Source organism: Arthrobacter sp. yr096 (genome assembly GCF_900108925.1).
Classification (GTDB): domain Bacteria; phylum Actinomycetota; class Actinomycetes; order Actinomycetales; family Micrococcaceae; genus Arthrobacter.
This window is the reverse complement of the sequence record NZ_FNYI01000008.1, coordinates 153,515-172,643: the sequence shown is the minus strand read 5'-3', so window position 1 is coordinate 172,643 and position 19,129 is coordinate 153,515. Positions and strand designations below refer to the sequence as shown.

The window sequence follows — 19,129 nt, the reverse complement described above, 5'->3', positions numbered from 1 at the left end:
TGTGTGGATGCACAATTCCGAGACATCCGGGCATTCTGTTCGTTGGGCCGAGTTGGTGGACGAGCTTGAGGGCAGGCTGGACACCCTGGCGCAGGCGTTCACCACCAGGGTCCGCGAAATCCCCGAATACGGCGAAAGCCAAGTGACGGTCCTGGAAATTCAGGAGACCGCACGGGAGACTTTCCGGCGGCTGATCAGCGGCCTCAGGAACGGCAAGACGGACAGCCGCGATGGCCTGCTGGACTTCGCTTCCGACCTCGGATCCAAGCGCGCCCGGGCCGGCATTCCACCAGAGTCCCTCACCTCTGCCGTGCGCCTGGACTTCAGCATCCTCTGGGCCGAATTGCTGGAGATCGCCCACACCGAGGATGCCGCGCTGCTGGCCACCCGGGTGGACCAGGTGTGGAGCGTCGTGGACGAGTTCGCCACCCGGACGCACACCAGCTACCTGACCGAGCGCGTCAGGATGGCGCAGGAGGAGTCCAGCATCCAACGGGAGTTCATCGCACGCCTGTTCAACCAGAGCAGCCCATCCTTGGAAACCTCCTCCCAGGTAGCTGCGGCACTGGGCATCAACCCCGAATCGCGCTTCGCCTTGGTGGCTGCAAGCGGCGAACCCGGTGCCCGACTACGCGCCGCAACGTCCCAGTTCGGATCGGGGCAGCACACCCGGCAGCGCTTGTTCCTGCACGAGTCCGGCGGCAACACGTACGTTTTCTGGGCGCTGCCTGCTGTTCGGACACGGGGTGCTGAGCCCCTTGGCGAGACGCGCAGCCCTGAAGCCGAGGGCCGGCAGCTGCCGCCCGGCGTCGTCGATGTCCCGTGTGGCTACGTGCCCGAGGTCCTTGGACTGCGGGCCCTTCCAGGAGCCGCCCGCACCGCCGAGAGCCTCGCCGCGCTGCTGCGGCCACGCGACTCTGGACCCTTGTCAGCTGATTCAGCCTGGGCGCGGCTGGCCCAGCAAAACCTGCAGGACGCCGGCCTGGACCTCGCCGCGGAACTCGAAGAAGCCCTGGCCGAGTGCCGTGGCGGCGAGCGCGAACGCCTGCTGGAAACCGTTCGGAACTACCTGAACACCGGCAACGTCACTGTCACCTCCGAGCAACTCTTCTGTCACCGCAATACCATCCTCAACAGGCTCAACCGCTTCCAGGAGCTGACAGGAATCGACCTTGCAGTTCCCGCTAAGACGGCCCGCCTGGTGGTGGCATGGGCGTAGCGCTTTCGCGGCCACAGCGGCGCCCGGTGTGAGTTTCCACATTCCTGGCCGCCTTTTGCTGGAATTAATGCCATTGATGGTGTGATCGGGCACACACCATAGTTGTAGCTACCTTGCACCGGACATTCGTCCCCGCACCCCATCCGGAGAATCAGATGGCCCACACGGTAGATACTTCCTCCGCATCACCATCCAGGCTGGACCTGGCAAAGATGCGCAAGATTGCCCTCGCCAGCGTTATTGGCACCACCGTCGAGTGGTACGACCTTTTCGTGTTCGGAACAGCGTCGGCCCTCGTCTTCAACAAGATCTTCTTCCCCAGCTTTGACCCGATCGTCGGCACCATGCTGGCCTTCGGCACGTTCGCTTCCGCCTACATTGCCCGCATGGTGGGCGCCATCATCTTCGGCCACTTCGGTGACAGGCTGGGGCGCAAGTCCATGCTCCTGGTCTCCCTCCTGACCATGGGAGCGGCAACGTTCGCCATTGGCCTGCTGCCGGACTACAACAGCATCGGCATCATGGCGCCGCTCCTGCTGCTCTTCCTCCGCGTTATCCAGGGCCTGGCCCTCGGCGGCGAATGGGGTGGTGCAGTACTGATGACTGTTGAGCACGCCCCTCCGGCGCGTCGCGGCTTCTACGGTTCACTGGTGCAGGTTGGTGTTCCGGCCGGCACCCTGATCGCCAACGTCGCCTTCCTGATTGTGGCCTCCACCGTCAGCACTGAAGCCCTGTATTCCTGGGGCTGGCGCATCCCGTTCCTGGCATCGGTCCTCCTGGTCACTGTGGGCATCTACATCCGCCTGCACATCGAGGAAACCCCGTCCTTCCAGGCAGTGAAGACCGCCGGCGCCAAGGCCAAAATGCCTTTCGCCGCCTTGATGGCCAAGTACTGGAAGCAGGTTGTGCTGGGCGGCGTCGCCACCCTGTCCACGGGCAGCACGTTCACCCTGCTGGTGGCCTCCGGTGTCTCCTACGGCAAGAAGGAACTGGGCCACTCCGAGAGCCTGATGCTCTGGGTGGTCCTGGCCTCCTGCATCCTGGGGCTGTTCCTCATCCCGTTCTTCGGCAAGCTCTCCGATAAGTTCGGCCGCAAGCCCATCATCTTCGCCGGCGTGGCAGCCGAGGCGCTACTCGCTTTCCCGATGTTCTGGCTCATGGACACCAAATCGGTGGCACTGCTGTTCGTGGCCTACCTGGCCATGATGACCGCGTTCTGCGCCAACTACGGCCCCATCGCAACCTTCCTGGCCGAGCTCTTCGGATCCAAGGTCCGCTACTCCGGCCTGTCCGTGGCTTACATGCTGTCCGGCCTCCTGGGCAGCGCCGCCACCCCGTTCGTCACCACGTGGCTCCTGGGCATGACGGGCCAGAGCTCCTCGATTGCCTGGTACATCATGGCTGCAGCAGGACTGTCCCTGGTTGCACTCTTCCTGCTGACCGAAACCCGGTACGGCAACATCGACGCCGTGGATGAGGCACCCGCAGAAGCGGCCACCGGCGGTTCCGCCTCAACAGAAACCGCGGCAGCCAAGTGAGCCCAAGCACCATCGAGCGCCTGGCCGGCATCCCCGGCCAGGCGCCCGCCGTCGGGCCCTTTTCCCCGGCGGTCATTGCCAACGGTTTTGTGTTTACCTCCGGCCAGATCCCCGCAATCACGGGCCTGGATGACCAGCCGGACACCTTTGAAGGGCAAGTCCGGCAAACCATCCAGAACCTCGCGGGCGTGTTGGAAGCCGCAGGGTCCAGCCTTGAACACGTGGTCAAGGTCAACACCTACCTGACCAGCCAGGACCAGCTTGAGGAGTACAACCGCGTGTATGTGGAGTACTTCGGCACCGCCAAACCCGCCCGGACCACCGTATGCGTGAGCCTGTGGGGCGTGTCCCTGGAAATTGAATGCGTGGCTGTCGTTGCACAGAATGTCCCTGCACAGAAGGTCCCCGCCCAGAAGCCGGAGGTAACCCCGTGAGCCCAACACTCGTGCAGGACCTCACTGATGTCAGCTACCCCACCATCGGGCACTTCCTCGAGGACGGCTTCGTCTCCCCCGCCATCCAGTCGTTGCTGGACAACGTGAAGATCGCGGGACCCGCCGTGACTGTCCGGATCGCTGACCACGACGCCATTGCCATGAACCACGCGCTCCTGGCGCTCCGTCCCGGCGATGTGCTGGTGGTGGACATGGGCGGCGACCACCGGCATGCGCCCGTGGGGGCCGTCACGGCAGCCGCGGCGCTCGCCCAAGGTGCTGCCGGCGTCGTGGTTGATGGCGTGGCTACGGACGTTCTGGAACTACGGCAGACCGGCTTGCCGGTGTTCGCCCGCGGAACATCGTGCCTCACCACCAAACGGCTGTACGGGAGCGGCTCCGCCGTCAATGTGCCCGTGCCTTGCGGGGGCGTCGAGGTCAACCCCGGAGACTTGGTCCTGGGCGACGACAACGGGCTGATCATTCTCTCCCCGGAAGCTGCGCGCGAGGTGCTGGGGAAAGCGCTCGCATCCGACGCGGCGGAGCCGGCAATCCTTGCCCGCATAGCATCCGGGGAGCCGCTCGAGTCCATTCTGGCCGTCTAATACCGCCGAGAGCGTAACCACCCAGCCACCGGGACGCCTCCAAGGAAGTTCGGCTGGGGATGGGGTAGAACTTAACCATGAGCGTACGTACACCCGACCCGTATCCAGGCTGGCTTTCAGATGAGGACCTCTTCGAAGCCCGCGGCCGACTCCCCATGGTCTACGTGGAGGCTGTCCCGGTCAGGCTGGATCCGCTCGGGTATGTGAATGAAGTTGGCACGCTCCTGCAGGGCGACGCCGACGGCAATATGGTGCGCTACCTCGTCTCCGGCCGTGTTCTCTACCGCGAGACCATCCGCGCAGCGCTCCTGCGGCACATGGAAAAGGACCTCGGTCCCCTGGCTTTCCCACAGCTGCCCATCAGCCCCGTCCCCTTCACGGTGGCCGAATACTTCCCTGCCCCGTCACAGACCGGCTTCACCGACGACCGGCAGCACGCTGTGTCTCTGGCCTACGTCATCCCCGTGACCGGCGAATGTGAACCGCGCCAGGATGCACTGGAACTCACGTGGATGACTCCTCAAGAGGTGCTGAGCGAGAACGTCCAGCAGGAATTCGACGGCGGCCGGGGGAACCTCGTGCGGCAGGCACTGGCTTTCTCGGGCATCGTTCTCTAGCGGGTCTCCTGCCCCCGCGCCAGCCGGTCTTTGTAGACTGGACGGCGGACCCCAAGAGAACCAAAGGACTTCCGATGACTCACAGCCCAGCCACACAGCAGTACAAAGAAAAGCAGGCTGGGGACCTGCAGCCCGGAGATTTTGTCTTCCCGCCCGGTGACGGCCCGGCCGAGGAAATCCGCACCATCGAGGTGCTCAACGACGACTACGGCGTGGCAGCGCTGCTGCTGGTGACCATGGTCGACGGCGGCACGGTGCGGATCGCCGTCGGGTCCAGTGTTCCTGTGGGCGACGGCGTTGCGAGCCACGAGACGCCTGAACCCACTTCTCCTGAATCCGCAGCCTCCGAATCCGACACCGGCGCCAGCACCGCAGCCGATGGCGACGCCGACGCGCAAGCCGGGCCCGCCGTCGTCGTTCCTCCCCGTCCGCAAACGCCGCCCGCGTACACCGGACCGAGCGCTGAAGAGCTGGCCCTCATCCCCGAGCCGGACGGCACCCCCGAAGCCGTGGTGCGCGCTGCCGCGGCCAACCACAAGGGCCAGAGCGGCGTCCACGTGCTGTCGGAGCGGCTGGCAAAGGGCATCAACACCAAATCCGGAAGCTGCCTCCGGGACCTCAGCGACCTCGCCTTCGACCTCTGCATTGTGCTGCGCGATCCCGACCACGCGCTGGCTGTTGCGGACCTCTTGAACGTGCTGCCGTTCGACGGCAATCTGGACCGCTGGGCCTCGATCGAACGGGGGCTGGCCCTGTCCAGTTTCATCTGCCGCGAAGCCGGCCAAGCGGAGCGCGCTGCCGTCTACGAGAAATTGCTGCGCGCACCCGAGTCCCAGGAAGAAGACCCCTTCAAGGCCCGGATCAATGCAAGGGTCCGTCAACGCTCGCTCAACGAACCCAATCTGTATGACAAGGAAATCTTCCGCGCAATCGATAACGGCAACCACGAAGCCGAGCGCGAATGGCGGTTCCTGCGCCTGGAAGCGCTGATGTTCCTGCGCGCCCACGGCGGCTCAAAGACCATCGGCGAGGAAGAGCTGGCCCGGAGGATCGGCAATGAGCTCGAAGCGGTGCGCGCCTAACGCTGCTTGAAGACTGTTATGAGGGAGCGAACGGCGGTAGATTCGGGGCCATGACGAACAATCTGAGCGTTGTGGTTAATGCCGATGCACAGCAGGTTTGGACCATGCTGCGTGAACCGTCGTTGGTGGCCCAATGGCACGGCTGGGAGGCCGACGATCTCACTGCCGAAATCAAACAGATCTACTTCAATACCGATGTTGTGGAAGGGCCCGATCACACGAGCCTGACCGTCAACGGGGGCGACGTCTTTGAGCTGCACCCAGTATCCGGAGGCACGGAAGTCAGGGTCACCAGGGTGGCCCTGGACCATAATTCGGAGTGGGCCGACTGGGACGAGGACATCACCCAAGGATGGCTCACGTTCCTTCACCAGCTGCGTTTCGCCCTGGAACGGCACCCGCATGGGCACCGCCGGACCCACTTCATCTCCCTCCCCGGCAAGGGCGGCCCGGCCATTGAGAAGCTGGGGCTCGGGGATCTGCCGCCCGTTGGGGAGGAGTACTCGCTCACGCTTGCCACGGGCGAGAAAATCTCCGGCAAAGTCTGGTTCAAGAGCCGACACCAAGTTGGCCTCACCGTCCACAGTTACGCCGAGCATGGGGAGGGACTGCTGATTGTGGCTGAGCAGCTGCCCATTCCGGAGAAAAGGCCCGACGGCGGCTCCATGGTGATTGCCTCCACCTACGATTTGGGGGCGCACACCTTGGCGGACATCCGGTCCTCGTGGGACAACTGGAAAGCCGAGAAATACGGGGCCTAGGGTTTCCTCGGCAGGTCACCTTCGGTAAAGCTGGCACACTAGGTAGCGTGCCAGCTTCCTCATCTGCTCCTGCATCCTCCCCTGCCCTGCCCGGGTTGTCCCAGCGGCAATCCGAATTCTCCTTCGCAGTGGGCACTCGCCTGACTGAAACGTGCTCGCCGTCGGACGCCCAGGTAGACGCCAACGGCGGGACTTTCCTGGGCCGCACCGGAACCATCACCACACCGCACGGAACCATCCAGACGCCCGCGTTCATCGCCGTCGGGACCAAGGCCACTGTAAAAGCAGTGCTTCCCGAGTCCATCGCTGACCTCGGCGCCCAAGCTGTGCTGGCCAACGCGTACCACCTCTACCTGCAGCCGGGGCCTGAGATCCTCGATGCCGCGGGTGGGCTGGGCGCGTTCATGAACTGGTCCGGGCCGACCTTCACCGATTCCGGCGGATTCCAGGTGATGAGCCTGGGCTCGGGGTTCAAGAAGGTCATCGACATGAAGAACGTGGACAGCTCCGGGCCTGATGACGCTGTGGCTCCGGGCAAGGAACGCCTGGCCCACATTGACGACGACGGCGTCTGGTTCAAATCCCACCTCAACGGGGACAGGCACCGCTTCTCCCCCGAGATCTCCATGCAGGTCCAGCACCAGATCGGCGCGGACATCATGTTCGCCTTCGACGAGCTCACAACGCTGCAAAACTCCCGCGCGTACCAGGAGGAGTCGCTGGAGCGGACGCGTTTGTGGGCCCTGCGTTGCTTGGAAGAGCACGCTTCCTTGACCTCCTCGCGTGTTGGCAAGCCGTACCAGGCATTGTTCGGGGTCATTCAGGGCGCCCAGTATGAGGACCTGCGCCGCAAGGCCTGCCAGGACCTCGGCGCCATGCCATTTGATGGTTATGGGATCGGCGGGGCGCTGGAGAAGGAAAACCTGGGCACGATTGTGCGCTGGTGCAACGAGGAACTGCCCGAGGACAAGCCGCGACACCTGCTGGGCATCTCCGAGCCGGACGATATCTTCACAGCGATCGAGAACGGCGCCGACACGTTCGACTGCGTCTCCCCCACCCGCGTGGCCCGAAACTCGGCGTTCTACACGCCGTTCGGCCGGTTCAACTTGTCCGGTGCTAAGTACAAGACTGACTTCGGGCCGTTGCAGGATGGCTGCGACTGCTACACCTGCGTGAACTACTCCCGGGCCTACATCCATCACCTGTTCAAGGCCAAGGAAATGATCTCGGCAACGCTCATCTCCATCCACAACGAACGCTTTGTGGTGAAGATGGTGGACGATGCCCGCCTGGCCATCGAGTCCGGGGACTTCTTCGAGTTCAAGGCGGCGACCTTGGGCCGGTACTACTCCTGACCCTCCGCGTCGAGTTCGCCGGAAGCGTGCGTGTTCGTGCGGAAACTTCCGGCGATCTCACACGTTTCCGGCGAACTCGGCCAGTGGGCCCCAGGGCCTAGGCCGCGTCTACCCCGTAGCTTGGCTCGCGCTTCTTGATCCAGCCCACCACCAGCACGGTAACCGGCACGAACAGGAACTCCACGGCGGTCTTGTAGACGAAGCCCACCAGGACGTAGTTGACGAACGATCCCGCGTCCGTGATCCCAATGACGGATGCCGCAATGCTGCAGAAGATCAGGGTGTCCACGAATTCGCCCACCACCGACGAGCCCATCAGGCGTGCCCACAGGGACTTCTCGCCGGTGCGGGCCTTCATCTTCACCAGGATCCAGGAGTTGATGGTCTGCCCGGCAAGGAAGGCCAGCAGCGAGGCCAGGACAATCTGCGGGACGGGTCCCAGTGCACCTTCGATGGCTGCCTGCTTGGCGGTTCCGTACTCATCGCTGAAGCCGGGAAGCACGATGATGATCCAGTAACAGAGCGAGGCGAACACCGAGAGCGCGAACGAGGTGATGATGGCCTTGCGCGCCACCTTGAAGCCGTACACCTCACTCATCACGTCGCCCAGGATGTAGGCGAGCGGGAAGAGGAAGAACCCGCCGTCGGTGATGATCGGTCCGAGCACCACGCCCTTGGAAGCGCCGATATTGGACAGAATCAGCACCACCGCCATGACGGCCAGCATGATGCCGAAATACGGGGAGCCGATCGAAGCGAAACGCGGAGCGGGCTTGCTCAAGGTACTGGAGCCTGAGGGCGAGGGCATGGGTCATCCATTTCTTAGTGGTTTGCGCAGGCGTCCTGGGTGAGGCTGCCCCGCTGTATTAGCACTGTGGTTGGTGGGGCATCCGGCCCGGCACCGGTTCCATTGTCCCACCCCCTTCCCACCAACGCTCTCTCACCTACCGCCCCCTTCCCACCAACGCTCTCTCACCTCCCCTTCACTCACATTTTGAACACGTTCAGAAATGAGGCATACTCATTCTTGAACACGTTCAAAAAATTTCGGGAGGAACACGACATGGCCGCAAAGAGCGAAATGACCCGCCAACTGGTGGCCGACGTCGCACTGAAGATGTTCCGTGAAATCGGCTTCGAAAAAACCACCATGCGCGCCATTGCACAGGAGGCGGGAGTCTCAGTGGGCAACGCCTACTACTACTTCGCGTCCAAGGGTGATCTTGTGCAGGAGCTGTATATCCAGGTGCAGGATGAACACGCAGTGGTCGCGGCGCAGGCCCTCGATGGGGTCCAGGATCTCGCGGGCCGCCTGAAAGCAGTGCTGCATACCGGAGTCGACGTCATGGCGCCGTACCACCAGTTCGGTTCCGATTTCATTGCGACGGCGATCCGGCCGTCGTCGCCCGTCAACCCGTTTGGCGCGGCGTCCACCGCCGCCCGAGAGGCTTCGCTCGCGATCTTCCGGTCCGCCGTCGAAGGTTCCTCCCCCGCCGTAGCGAAGAAGCTGCGCGGCGACCTGCCGGAGTTGCTGTGGCTGGCGTACATGGGCGTCGCACTGTTCTGGGTTTACGACCAATCCGAGGGCCAACGCCGCACGCGCATGCTGATCGACGGTGCGGCTCCGTTGGTGGCGCGCGGCTTGTCGCTGGCGAAAATCCCCGGCGTGAGCAAGGTGTTCGACGACGTCCTGGGCCTCGTCCGCAACGTCAAGGAGGACTCGTGATGCACCGGACCGTGGTTCTCGCAGGTGCCAGCGGCTTCATTGGCAGCTACTTCAAGCAGCGGTTTCTTGCCGACGGATGGCAGGTCCGGACAGTTGGGCGTGGTGCTTCGGCTGACGCGCAATGGAACGACGACGGCGCCATCACCAAAGTGCTGGACGGTGCCGAACTGCTGGTGAACCTCGCGGGACGGTCAGTAAATTGCCGCTATGACGACCGCCATCGGCGGGAAATTCTGGACTCCCGGGTTCTGACCACGCGGACGTTGGGCCGGGCTGTTGCTGCGTGCTCCGAACCTCCCATGACGTGGATCAACTCAAGTACCGGCACCATCTATCGGCACGCGGAAGATCGCCCGCAGTCGGAGGACTCTGGTGATCTGGGCAGCGGCTTTTCCGTTGACGTTGCCCGTGCTTGGGAAGAGGAACTGGCTGCGGCTGATGTCCCTGCCACCCGCAAGGTGCCGCTCCGCATCGCGATTGTGCTGGGGCCTGGCGGTGGCGTGATGGGTCCATTCCGGAACCTCGCCCGGCTTGGCTTGGGCGGGCATATGGGACCCGGGACGCAAAAGTTCAGCTGGATTCATGTGGAGGACTTGTTCCGGACGGTGGCGTTTATCCACCGCCACGGTGAGCTGGCCGGTCCGGTGAACGCAGCATCGCCCTACCCCGTAGACAACCGTGAGTTGATGTCGCTGGTCCGGCAAAGCATGGGTGTCCCGTTTGGTATTCCTACGCCGGCTTGGCTCCTGGAAGCCGGCGCCGTCCTCATCCGTACGCAGACTGAGCTGGTCCTCAAGAGCCGATGGGTAGAGCCCCGGAAGCTGCTCGACGCCGGGTTCGTGTTTGATTACCCCTGCCTTACCGGCGCCCTCAACCAGATCGCGAACCCCACACGCTCTCTCACCAAACCACCCCTTCACCCAAACGCTCTCTCACCTAAAAGGCCCTTCACCCAAACGCTCTCTCACCTAAAAGGCCCTTCACCCAAACGCTCTCTCACCTAAAAGGCCCTTCACCCAAACGCTCTCTCACATCCCTCGGAGGTAATCGTGAGCCAGGAACCATGGACCGACGAAGAGGAGTACACGCTGGCAACAAAACGCCCAACCGGAGCCTGGCCCTACGGGTCGAAGGACAGGGTGGTGCTGGGTTGGAAAGGCTTAGTTGTAGGAATCGTCGTGGCTGACGCGGTGTTCTTCCTCTCCTGGGCCATTCCGTCCTGGAACCTCAACCCAAGCCAAGCCAGCTACACCATGACGATGACGGCGACGGCGATGGTCATAGGGCTCATCCCGATCGGCGTCGTGGGGACAGCTGTCGGATGGCCTTTGGGGGTGGCGCTGCGCAGCATCCGCAACCAGTGGGTTCATGTAGCAGCATTCTTCGCGGCCGGGGCGATCATCTGCGTCCCCTTCGGAGGATTTTGGACCTCCTCCGCATGGATCTTCCCTTTATCCATAGCCCTCGCCGCCGGCATTGGCCGCCTCGCTGTCTGGAAGCTGGTGCGAATCAACCACGCCGGCGATCCGACGTACCGGGGAACCACTTTCTCGTAGTCGGCGTAGGGCTGGCCAAACCTCTCGCGGAGCGCAGCCTCTTCCCACAGCGCGCCCAAGTGTTCCACCAGAATTCCAGCAGGCAAAGTCACCACAGCCCAAGCAGAACCTTGGTTGACTGCAACTCCCGCATGGATGAGCCACCACCCCAGGTACATCGGGTGGCGGCTCAGAGCATAGGGGCCGCTGGTGACCAGGCCCTCGGGGTGGCCCAGCGAAAAGCTTCCGGTCGTTTTACGCCGGCGCTCCGCGACTGCCCACCCGGTGAGCCCCGTGCCAATCAATGCCAAGCCAACACCGGCTGCTTTGAGTCGAGCACTGGGCTCGGCACCCCGAATGGGGCGCAGGTGATCGAGAACTACGTCAAGTACCAGGCCAACAACCTGCCCTGGAGGCAGCGGGATCCTCGCTGCTTCCTGCAGCACTATGTGAACTGTTCGATGAACTGCGCCCATGCCACGAAGATAACCCCGGCCGTTCCCGAAAGCCACAGCAAAAACTTCAGCCAAAACGGTGCTGAGCCGCCGCCGTCGAGCCCTGGCGTTCACTGGTTCGGGTCCGCGCCAGGCTCAAGCCGAAACCTAAGGAAGTGTTAGGAAATCCCCCGCGAGCTAGGGCTGTGCCGTGCATCACCCATAGTTTGGAACATGTCCTCTTCACCTTGGAGGACCTTTCTTAGTCGACGAAGAGCCATGCGCAAGGACGCCATGAGCACGAGCTTCATGGACAGAACGAACTCATGCAAGACACGGCAGCCATATCAGGCGCCGTCCAGGAAGGTTCATTGATGAGCACCCAACAAGCTGCACCTCTGAGCGAAGCCGCCCAGACACGCAAGGCCGTGAGCAACATCCTCAAGGGCTCCGCGGGCAACCTCGTGGAGTGGTTCGACCTCTACGTCTATACGGTTTTCGCGGCGTATTTCCAGTCGCACTTCTTCAACTCCTCGGACGATCTGCAGGCAGGCCTTGAAGCGATGGCCGTCTTCTCGACGTCGTTCCTTATGCGTCCTATCGGCAGCTGGTTCTTCGGCCGCTACGCCGACCGGAAGGGTCGCAAGGCGGCGCTGACGCTCAGCGTGACGCTGATGTCGGCCGGTTCGTTCGCCATCGCGATCCTGCCGACGCAAGACGTGATCGGCCTCTGGGCCCTGATCCTGCTGGTGTTCATCCGCGTTGTGCAGGGCTTCTCCGTCGGTGGCGAGTACGGCACCAGTGCCACCTACATGTCCGAAGCAGCGACGGCCAAGCGCCGCGGCTTCTTCTCCAGCTTCCAGTACGTGACGCTTGTGGGCGGCCAGATGCTTGCACTTCTGGTCCTGGTGATCCTGCAGAACACCATGAGCAAGGAAGACCTGACCGCGTGGGGCTGGCGCATTCCGTTCGCTATTGGTGGCGTTGCCGCGCTGGTTGTGCTCTGGCTCCGCCGCTCCATGGAAGAAACGTTGTCCTCCGATCAGCTCCGCGCAGCCCACGTCAAGGTTGAGGGCGAGGCACAGCCTGGCACTATGAAGCTCCTGCTCACCAAGCACTGGAAGCCGCTGCTGATCTGCATCGGCATCACCCTTGGCGGCACCGTGGCGTTCTACACGTACACCAACTTCATCCTGAAGTTCATGAACGATACGTCCGGCATCGCCAAGACAGACACCTCCGTGATCAACTTCTGGGCGCTCTTCATCTTCATGCTGCTGCAGCCTGTGTACGGGCTGATCTCAGACAAGGTAGGCCGCAAGCCGCTGCTGATTTGGTTCGGCGTGACCGGCGTCCTCTTCACGTGGCCGCTGCTCTCCACCCTGTCCGGCACCAAGGACCCGTTCGTCGCGTTCCTGCTGATGCTCGGCGGACTGCTCATGGTGGGTGGTTACACATCGATCAACGCTCTGGTGAAGGCTGAACTGTTCCCGGCCTCCATTCGCGCTTTGGGTGTTGGGCTCGGCTACGCGATTGCCAACTCACTCTTCGGCGGCACCGTCCCCCTGATCGGCGCTGCGCTGCAGAAGTCGGACCAGGTGGACCTGTTCTTCACCTACGTCACGGCAGCCATTTTCATCTCGCTGCTGGTGTACATCTTCGCGTTGAAGAACAAGAAGTCGACCCACTTGGATGCGGAGCAGGGCCACGCCTTCGTGGCCAAGGCCGCTGTGAAGGAAACGGACGACGACGGCACGAAGGATCGCGTCAACGCCTGACCTGCCTGCCTTGTGAGGCCCGTTCTGCGCACTTTGGATACTCCGAAGGGCGCAGAGCGGGCCTCACAACGTTAAGCTCTAGTAGCAAGCCAGCCCAGCGAACCAGCCCAGCGAACCGAAGGACCCAGCCCGTGCACGTGCTCATCGTCGAGGATGACGACGCCATGGCGTCGGCCTTGAGTGCAGCCGTCGCCTCCGCCGGGCACAAACACACCAGGGTGGCCCGCGGCGAGGACGCACTCCTGGCCCACCGGCAGCACGAGGTGATCCTGCTGGATCTTGGACTTCCGGACATGGACGGCTTGGAGGTACTGCGGAAGCTGCGCCAAGTCACAACCGTTCCCATCCTGATCCTGACGGCCCGCGACGACGAGAGAAGCGTGGTCCTGGGCCTTCGTTCGGGGGCCGATGACTATCTGGTCAAACCCGTGAAGCTCGTGGAATTACTGGCCAGGATCGAAGCCGTGACCCGGCGAACCAACCGCTCAGGCCAACAAGCCCCGCACAACATCGTCCTCGGAGAGCTGGAAGTAGACCTCGATCGCCGTGTGGCCGCCGTCGGGGAACGGCAGCTCGCCCTGACCGCCACGGAGTTCGACCTCCTCAGCCTTCTGGTCAGGAACGCCGGCTCGGTGGTCACCCGGGAACAGATCCTGGACGCGCTGTGGGGCGACGCGTTCGTGGCGCATTCACGGTCCTTGGATGTGCACCTGACGGGCCTCAGATCCAAGCTCCAACTTCCTGGCTTCATCATCAACGTCCGCGGCGTGGGCTATCGCGTCGAGCAACCGTGAAGGTCCGCGTCCTCGGCATCCTGAGCCTGCTGGTGGTGATCATCGTGGTGACGGTGTCCAGCGTGATCCTGACATCGGCCAGCAGGGAACTCACCCAGGAACTGCAAATCAACCGCGTCGCAGCCCTGAACCGCTTTGCCCAACTGGCCAGCGATGCCGCGGAGGATAACGACACCACCCAACTTCAGCGGGAAATGGACCGCTATTCCGAGCTGTACGGGGAGGGGATCCTGATCCGACTCCAGGAAAAGACACTGGGCTCCGGCGGCCTCACTGTAGACCGGCCCGAGGCACGCGACGCGCTGAACCGGGCAAGCCTCAACCTCAGCGACACCACCCTCAACCCCATCCGCGCTTTCGGATCTGGCACGGACATCATCTCCCGGTCCTTCGGCACCGCCAGCCAGGTACTTGGCGAGGTGGTCCTTGAAGTGGACCTCGACGCTGCCCGGCAGAAGCTACGGGAGCGGTGGTTCGTCGTCGTGCTTGCCGCTTTGGCGCTGGGTGCACTGCTCCTGCTGGCGGCATCCCGCATCACCGGCTGGGTCCTGCGCCCGGTCCACAGACTGAGCAAAGCTGTCCACGAGTTGGAAACCACGGGCAAAACCACCCAGCTCCCCGAAGCGGGCCCGCCGGAACTGCGCGAGCTCAGCCGCTCCTTCACGGCCATGGCCGGCACCGTGACGGAGAGCATGGAGTCCCAGCGCCGGCTCATCGCCGACACCTCACACCAGCTCCGAAACCCTGTTGGCGCGCTGCGCTTGCGCATCGATTTGCTCCAGCTGGCGTTGCGCTCAGACCCGGAGAAGGAGGCGGCCGCGGGCGTCGTTGCGGAACTGGAGCGGGTGGAGGAAATGCTCGACGGCGTGCTGAAGCTGGCTGCGGCGGAACACCGCGCCTTCGAAGGGTCATCCCGTGTGGAGCACACCGAGCACAAGCGTCTGGCCGTCATCGATCCCTATCCAGTCCTGCAGGGCGAAGTGGAAAGGGCGACGCCGGCCGCTCACCGTGCCGGATCAGAGCTGACCTTGGAGGGCCCCGCATCCGAAGGCCACATCGTGTGCGACCCCGACGAACTCGCGCACATGGTGGGCGAACTCCTCACCAACGCCATCAAGTACGCACCCGGCTCCCGCATCACCGTGGCGACCCAACAGACGAGTGGAGGCACCGCCGTCGTAATTTCCGACGACGGTCCAGGCCTCCCAGCCGAACAGCTCGCTGAGTCCACCACCAGGTTCTGGCGGGCGCCGCAGCACAACAAGATCCCCGGGAACGGCTTGGGCATGACAATCGTGGAGCGGCTGGCACAGGCGAACGGTGGGCGACTGATCCTACAAACGAGTGAGCCACACGGGTTGGTAGCGCGCCTCGAGTTTGCCGGGCCTGGGGATGGTTCTCATGTCTAAGGCACCCACGATCTCCCGGCGAAACGCCATCAGGACAGGCTTCGCACTGGGCATCGGCGGCGCCCTGCTCGCGTCGACCACAGCCTGCACGCCGGAAGATCAGCCAAAAGAACTCACTGTTGCCGGTGGCGAATCCGGTGGCTTTTACCTGGAGTTCGCCACGCTTCTCGCGGACTTGCTGCAGCGGGAAGGTGTGGCCGCAAAGGCCGCCGCGCTGACCACTGGCGGGAGCCTTGAGAACATCCAGCGGGTTGTGTCCGGCGAGGCGACCTTCGCCGTCGCGCTGGCCGATGCCGCAGCGAAGGCCGCAGCGCCCGCCGGGAAGCCAGCGGAGCCCGGAGACCTTGTGGCGATCGGCAAGGTGTACCAGAACTATGTCCACTGCATCGTGCGGGAGGACAGCGGGATACGGACCCTCGCAGACCTCGCCGGGAAGACCGCGGGAGTGGGTGAGGTGGGCTCGGGGACCACTCTGACCGCTGGACGGATCATCGCAGCTGCGGGACTTTCTGAACCGCCCCGCACTGTGAAGCAAGTGAACCTCGGCTTGAACCAGGCGCTGGCCTCACTGCAGGACGGTTCGATTGATGTGATGATCCAATCGGGAGGGGTGCCCACCGCTCCCATCGCGGCCGCAGCCAAGGACATTGGCCTTCGGCTCCTGGATATTTCCGAGCTCATCCCGGCAACGCGTGAGCAGTCGGGATTCTTCTACGACCGCGTGCTGATCCCCGCCAACAGCTACGGTAACGCTCCCGCCGTGTGGACAGTGGGCGTTGCAAACCTGCTCCTGTGCCGCAGGGACGTGGCCGATCATGTTGTTCGGCGGACAGTGGAGTTGTTGGTGGAGCAGGCTCAGGATCTGGTTCCATCGTCGAGCACCGGCGTCCAGTTCCTCAGCCCGGAAACTCTCATCAACACCGCGGGTATCCCGCTGCATCCGGCCGCCGAGGCCGCCTACCGGACGTTGCACGGCTAGCCTCGTTTAGGAGTCAAACCGGAGCAACTGCCAAAATGGAGTCATGACTTCTGCCGTTGCCCCTGCCATTGCCCTGACCATTGCCGGCTCCGAAGCGACCGGTGGCGCCGGCGCGCAGGCCGACCTCAAAACCTTCCAGGAACTCGGCGTGTTCGGCATCGCGAACCTCACGTGCATTGTTTCCTTCAACCCGAAGGACAACTGGAACCACCGTTTTGTGCCGGTAGACCAGCAGGTCATCGCGGACCAATTGGAAGCGACGACGGCGGCATACGGTGCCGCTTCCGGCGCACCGTCGGTGTTGGACACGGTGAAGATCGGCATGCTCGGAAGCCCGGCAACCATCAGCACCGTGGAGAAAGCGCTGACTGATGCTTCGTTCGCCAATGTGGTGCTGGACCCTGTCCTGATCTGCAAGGGCCAGGAGCCGGGCCATGCTCTGGACACCGACCAAGCTTTGAAGGCGCAGATCCTTCCGCTGGCAACGTTTGTCACTCCGAACCATTTCGAAGCCGAATCGCTGTCCGGACTCACCATTACCGACGAAGAGTCGCTCAAGGCTGCCGCCATCCGCATCCACGAGATCAGCGGCGCAGCAGTCCTCGCCAAAGGCGGAGTAAGGCTGGAAGGCCCAGACGCCGTCGACGTTTACTACGACGGCGAAACGCTGGAAGTCCTGCGCGCGCCGAAGGTCGGCGAAGTCGCTGTGTCCGGCGCTGGCTGCTCGCTTGCTGCCGCTGTGACTGCTGAGCTGGCCAAGGGTGCCACTCCGCTGGAAGCCGCGCGCACCGCGAAGGCTTTCGTCACGGCCGGGATCAAGAACCGGGTGTCCTCCGGCGCTCCCTTTGACGCCCTGTGGCAAGGCGGGGCTCTGTCCTAGCCTCTCTCGTTACAGACACAAGCAGCCGCCCCGGAACACTTCCGAGGCGGCTGTTTTCTTTGCGTGAAGGTTTCTTTGGGTGAAGGTTTCTTTGCGTGAAGGCTAGCGCGAGACCTTGCCCATGAGGGAGGCGATGGGTCGCAGGAACAGCGGCCGGGCCAGGAACCAAGCTGCCGCCGTGAAGACGATGGATGCCGCGAAGATCCCGAAGCCCCACCAGCTGGTGTTGTCGTCATTGGAGGCGTACATGTGATTGAGGTTTCTCAGCGCACCAGTCGCCAACACCAGGGTCACGTGGACGATCACGAAGGCGACGAAGTAGATCATTACCGGGAAGTGGATCTTGCGGGCCAGCTCGATGGGGTAGAACTTGTTGATCGCGGCCTTCTTGGGCCACGCCCCGGACATCCGGATGCCCGTGATGATGGCCAGCGGGGCTGCGATGAAGACCGTGATGAAGTACGTCAGAAGCTGAAGGCTGTTGTAGTTGTTCCAGCCGTTTTCAACGGGCCAGTTCAGCGAGGCGTATTGCAGTCCTGCCGAGATGGCGTTGGGGAAAACGTCCCAGTTGGTGGGGACGATCCGCAGCCATTGGCCGGTGGCGAAGAGGAGCACAATGAAGATGATGCCGTTGAGGACCCAGAGCGCATCCAGCGTCAGGTGGAACCAGAGATCCAGGCTGATCTTGGTGGGCGGGTTCTTGGTCTTGATGAGGCCCTTATTGTTCCGGGTCCAGTTGGCGGCGGGGCGTGTAGTTGTCCGCACCTGCCAGCCTGACCGGATGATCAGGACTATGAAGAACATGTTGAGGAAGTGCTGCCAGCCCAGCCAGGCGGGGAAGCCGGTGGGCGAGCCTTCAGGAATTGCGGAGTGCCCTGGGTAGTCGGTGAGGAACTGCTGCACGGGCTGAAGGGTCCGGAGCCATTGCGCAACGAGCACCAGGATCAGTGCCACCACCAAAGCTCCTGCGGTGACGACGACGGGTTTGAACCACCTGTTCGACGTGATCCCGGACGACTTGCTTGAAACGGACATCAGGCCGCGTTCCTCTCTGGCTTGTTTGGCTGCGACCAGTTGGCGCTATATAGCGATTCAACCAGTTGCAGCCCGACGGTGAAAACGGCACCCGGGTTTCGGGGCGTCCTGCGTCAAAAATCGCAGCATTCGGATACATGCCGCAATATGTATTTCTAGAACAGACTTCCAGAATTATTTCCTTTGGTTCATGGGGCAGTCAAGGCTTCATGCTGGCTATGTGGATTATTTGGAGGGTAGGATTCCAAAAAATGGCTGTTCGACACTCCGGTCTACGCCCTGCCTTCGAGAGGAGCCCACAGCATGGTCCGTAAGACATCCGAAGTAGCCAGCAACGCGGGCTCCTGGCAGTGGACCCGCACCGCCGCCACCCAACGCAATCTGCTGGATGCGGCCACCGAAGTGTTCGTGGATCATGGATTCACCGACGCAAGCATCTCCGACATCGTGGCCCGCTCCGGGTCCAGCGTGGGCAGTCTCTACCACCACTTCGGGGGCAAGACCGAGCTCTTCCTCGCCCTGTGGGACGACTACCAAAATGAGCACGAGCGCCTTGTGGCAGCCGCTGTGGCCAAAGCGAGGAAAGCCGGCGAGGACGATCCCCTCGCCCTGTTCAACATAGGCAGCCGCAGCTACTTCGACTACACCTGGAAACACCGGGGCCTGGAGCGCGTTTTCATTGAGGGCGACACTCCCCCGGGCTTCGAAGTTCTGCGGCGCGAACGCGGACGCGAGTGGGTCCGGCAGAACTCCGTGCTCCTCGGCGCCAGTGACGACACCCTGGGCCGGCTCACCGTAGCCGTGATCACGGACATCATCACGGTGGCCGGACAGGAAGTGGCCCTCAGCGCCTCCAAGCACGAGGCCGACGAGGTTGTTGATGCTGCGGCCGTGCTGGTGGGCCGCCTGGTCCGCTAGCGCGGGTCCAAACCCTCTCTCACCTAC

At 63.1% G+C, this 19,129-nt stretch carries 19 protein-coding genes and 1 pseudogene; 17 read left to right on the top strand and 3 right to left on the bottom strand.

Translation table 11 applies throughout. The annotated features are described in order from the left end of the window. The first annotated feature begins 7 nt into the window (after window positions 1-7). From BMY91_RS19115 to tgt, 8 genes are all read left to right on the top strand, one after another. Window positions 8-1,219, top strand: coding sequence for a PucR family transcriptional regulator (locus tag BMY91_RS19115; protein ID WP_177179959.1), 1,212 nt, complete (start codon window positions 8-10; stop codon window positions 1,217-1,219). A gap of 155 nt (window positions 1,220-1,374) precedes the next feature. Then, a complete protein-coding gene (locus tag BMY91_RS19110; protein WP_218143863.1) occupies window positions 1,375-2,757 on the top strand; it encodes an MFS transporter in 1,383 nt (460 codons plus the stop codon). Continuing rightward, window positions 2,754-3,191: a RidA family protein gene (locus BMY91_RS19105; protein WP_090824794.1), complete on the top strand. Its 438-nt coding sequence runs from the start codon at window positions 2,754-2,756 to the stop codon at window positions 3,189-3,191. The genes BMY91_RS19110 and BMY91_RS19105 overlap by 4 nt, the downstream gene beginning before the upstream one ends. Beyond that, the gene (locus BMY91_RS19100; protein ID WP_090824792.1) at window positions 3,188-3,796 is read left to right on the top strand and encodes an RraA family protein; all 609 of its coding nucleotides are present in this window, start codon (window positions 3,188-3,190) and stop codon (window positions 3,794-3,796) included. The genes BMY91_RS19105 and BMY91_RS19100 overlap by 4 nt, the downstream gene beginning before the upstream one ends. A 77-nt stretch (window positions 3,797-3,873) precedes the next feature. After that, window positions 3,874-4,413, top strand: coding sequence for an NUDIX hydrolase family protein (locus BMY91_RS19095; RefSeq protein ID WP_024819523.1), 540 nt, complete (start codon window positions 3,874-3,876; stop codon window positions 4,411-4,413). A 74-nt stretch (window positions 4,414-4,487) separates the two neighbouring features. Further along, window positions 4,488-5,495: a DUF6707 family protein gene (locus BMY91_RS19090; RefSeq protein ID WP_090824790.1), complete on the top strand. Its 1,008-nt coding sequence runs from the start codon at window positions 4,488-4,490 to the stop codon at window positions 5,493-5,495. 50 nt (window positions 5,496-5,545) lie between these two features. Next, complete coding sequence (locus BMY91_RS19085) at window positions 5,546-6,256, top strand: SRPBCC family protein (protein ID WP_090824788.1); 711 nt, start codon at window positions 5,546-5,548, stop codon at window positions 6,254-6,256. Between the two features lie 47 nt (window positions 6,257-6,303). Next, window positions 6,304-7,614 carry a tRNA guanosine(34) transglycosylase Tgt gene (tgt, locus tag BMY91_RS19080; RefSeq protein ID WP_090824786.1) on the top strand — a complete coding sequence of 437 codons (1,311 nt, stop codon included), beginning with the start codon at window positions 6,304-6,306 and terminating at the stop codon, window positions 7,612-7,614. 97 nt (window positions 7,615-7,711) lie between these two features. Here tgt and BMY91_RS19075 read toward each other — a convergent pair whose 3' ends face one another. Next, window positions 7,712-8,422 carry a queuosine precursor transporter gene (locus BMY91_RS19075; RefSeq protein ID WP_090824784.1) on the bottom strand — a complete coding sequence of 237 codons (711 nt, stop codon included), beginning with the start codon at window positions 8,420-8,422 and terminating at the stop codon, window positions 7,712-7,714. Window positions 8,423-8,677: 255 nt separating this feature from the next. Between BMY91_RS19075 and BMY91_RS19070 the strand changes: the two genes are divergently transcribed. Genes BMY91_RS19070 through BMY91_RS23535 form a run of 3 tightly spaced genes read left to right on the top strand, consistent with a single transcriptional unit; the run spans window position 8,678 to window position 10,896 of the window. Continuing rightward, complete coding sequence (locus BMY91_RS19070) at window positions 8,678-9,340, top strand: TetR/AcrR family transcriptional regulator (protein ID WP_090824783.1); 663 nt, start codon at window positions 8,678-8,680, stop codon at window positions 9,338-9,340. Further along, entirely contained in the window at window positions 9,340-10,344 is a 1,005-nt protein-coding gene (locus tag BMY91_RS19065; protein ID WP_371261063.1) for a TIGR01777 family oxidoreductase, read from the top strand. Before BMY91_RS19070 ends, BMY91_RS19065 begins: the two co-directional genes overlap by 1 nt. A 45-nt stretch (window positions 10,345-10,389) precedes the next feature. Further along, window positions 10,390-10,896, top strand: a complete 507-nt coding sequence (locus tag BMY91_RS23535) for a hypothetical protein (RefSeq protein ID WP_256212838.1) — start codon at window positions 10,390-10,392, stop codon at window positions 10,894-10,896. Window positions 10,897-10,919: 23 nt separating this feature from the next. Here BMY91_RS23535 and BMY91_RS19060 read toward each other — a convergent pair. Next, window positions 10,920-11,351: pseudogene (locus BMY91_RS19060) on the bottom strand (isoprenylcysteine carboxylmethyltransferase family protein); the annotation flags it as partial. A gap of 332 nt (window positions 11,352-11,683) precedes the next feature. On the opposite strand from BMY91_RS19060, the gene BMY91_RS19055 reads away from it, so the two are divergent. From BMY91_RS19055 to BMY91_RS19035, 5 genes are all read left to right on the top strand, one after another. Further along, the gene (locus tag BMY91_RS19055; protein WP_090824888.1) at window positions 11,684-13,087 is read left to right on the top strand and encodes an MFS transporter; all 1,404 of its coding nucleotides are present in this window, start codon (window positions 11,684-11,686) and stop codon (window positions 13,085-13,087) included. 131 nt (window positions 13,088-13,218) lie between these two features. After that, window positions 13,219-13,881 carry a response regulator transcription factor gene (locus tag BMY91_RS19050; protein ID WP_090824778.1) on the top strand — a complete coding sequence of 221 codons (663 nt, stop codon included), beginning with the start codon at window positions 13,219-13,221 and terminating at the stop codon, window positions 13,879-13,881. Continuing rightward, the gene (locus BMY91_RS19045) at window positions 13,878-15,290 is read left to right on the top strand and encodes a sensor histidine kinase (protein WP_090824776.1); all 1,413 of its coding nucleotides are present in this window, start codon (window positions 13,878-13,880) and stop codon (window positions 15,288-15,290) included. The genes BMY91_RS19050 and BMY91_RS19045 overlap by 4 nt, the downstream gene beginning before the upstream one ends. After that, window positions 15,283-16,269: a TAXI family TRAP transporter solute-binding subunit gene (locus tag BMY91_RS19040; RefSeq protein ID WP_090824774.1), complete on the top strand. Its 987-nt coding sequence runs from the start codon at window positions 15,283-15,285 to the stop codon at window positions 16,267-16,269. Before BMY91_RS19045 ends, BMY91_RS19040 begins: the two co-directional genes overlap by 8 nt. 43 nt (window positions 16,270-16,312) lie before the next feature. Further along, on the top strand, window positions 16,313-17,149 hold the full coding sequence (locus BMY91_RS19035; protein ID WP_090824773.1) for a hydroxymethylpyrimidine/phosphomethylpyrimidine kinase: 837 nt from the start codon (window positions 16,313-16,315) through the stop codon (window positions 17,147-17,149). 102 nt (window positions 17,150-17,251) lie between these two features. Here the strand turns inward: BMY91_RS19035 and BMY91_RS19030 are convergent, their stop codons facing one another. Then, on the bottom strand, window positions 17,252-18,184 hold the full coding sequence (locus tag BMY91_RS19030; protein WP_090824771.1) for a cytochrome b/b6 domain-containing protein: 933 nt from the start codon (window positions 18,182-18,184) through the stop codon (window positions 17,252-17,254). 303 nt (window positions 18,185-18,487) lie between these two features. Here BMY91_RS19030 and BMY91_RS19025 point away from each other — a divergent pair, with 303 nt between their 5' ends. After that, complete coding sequence (locus tag BMY91_RS19025) at window positions 18,488-19,102, top strand: TetR/AcrR family transcriptional regulator (protein ID WP_090824769.1); 615 nt, start codon at window positions 18,488-18,490, stop codon at window positions 19,100-19,102. The last annotated feature ends 27 nt before the right edge of the window (window positions 19,103-19,129 follow it).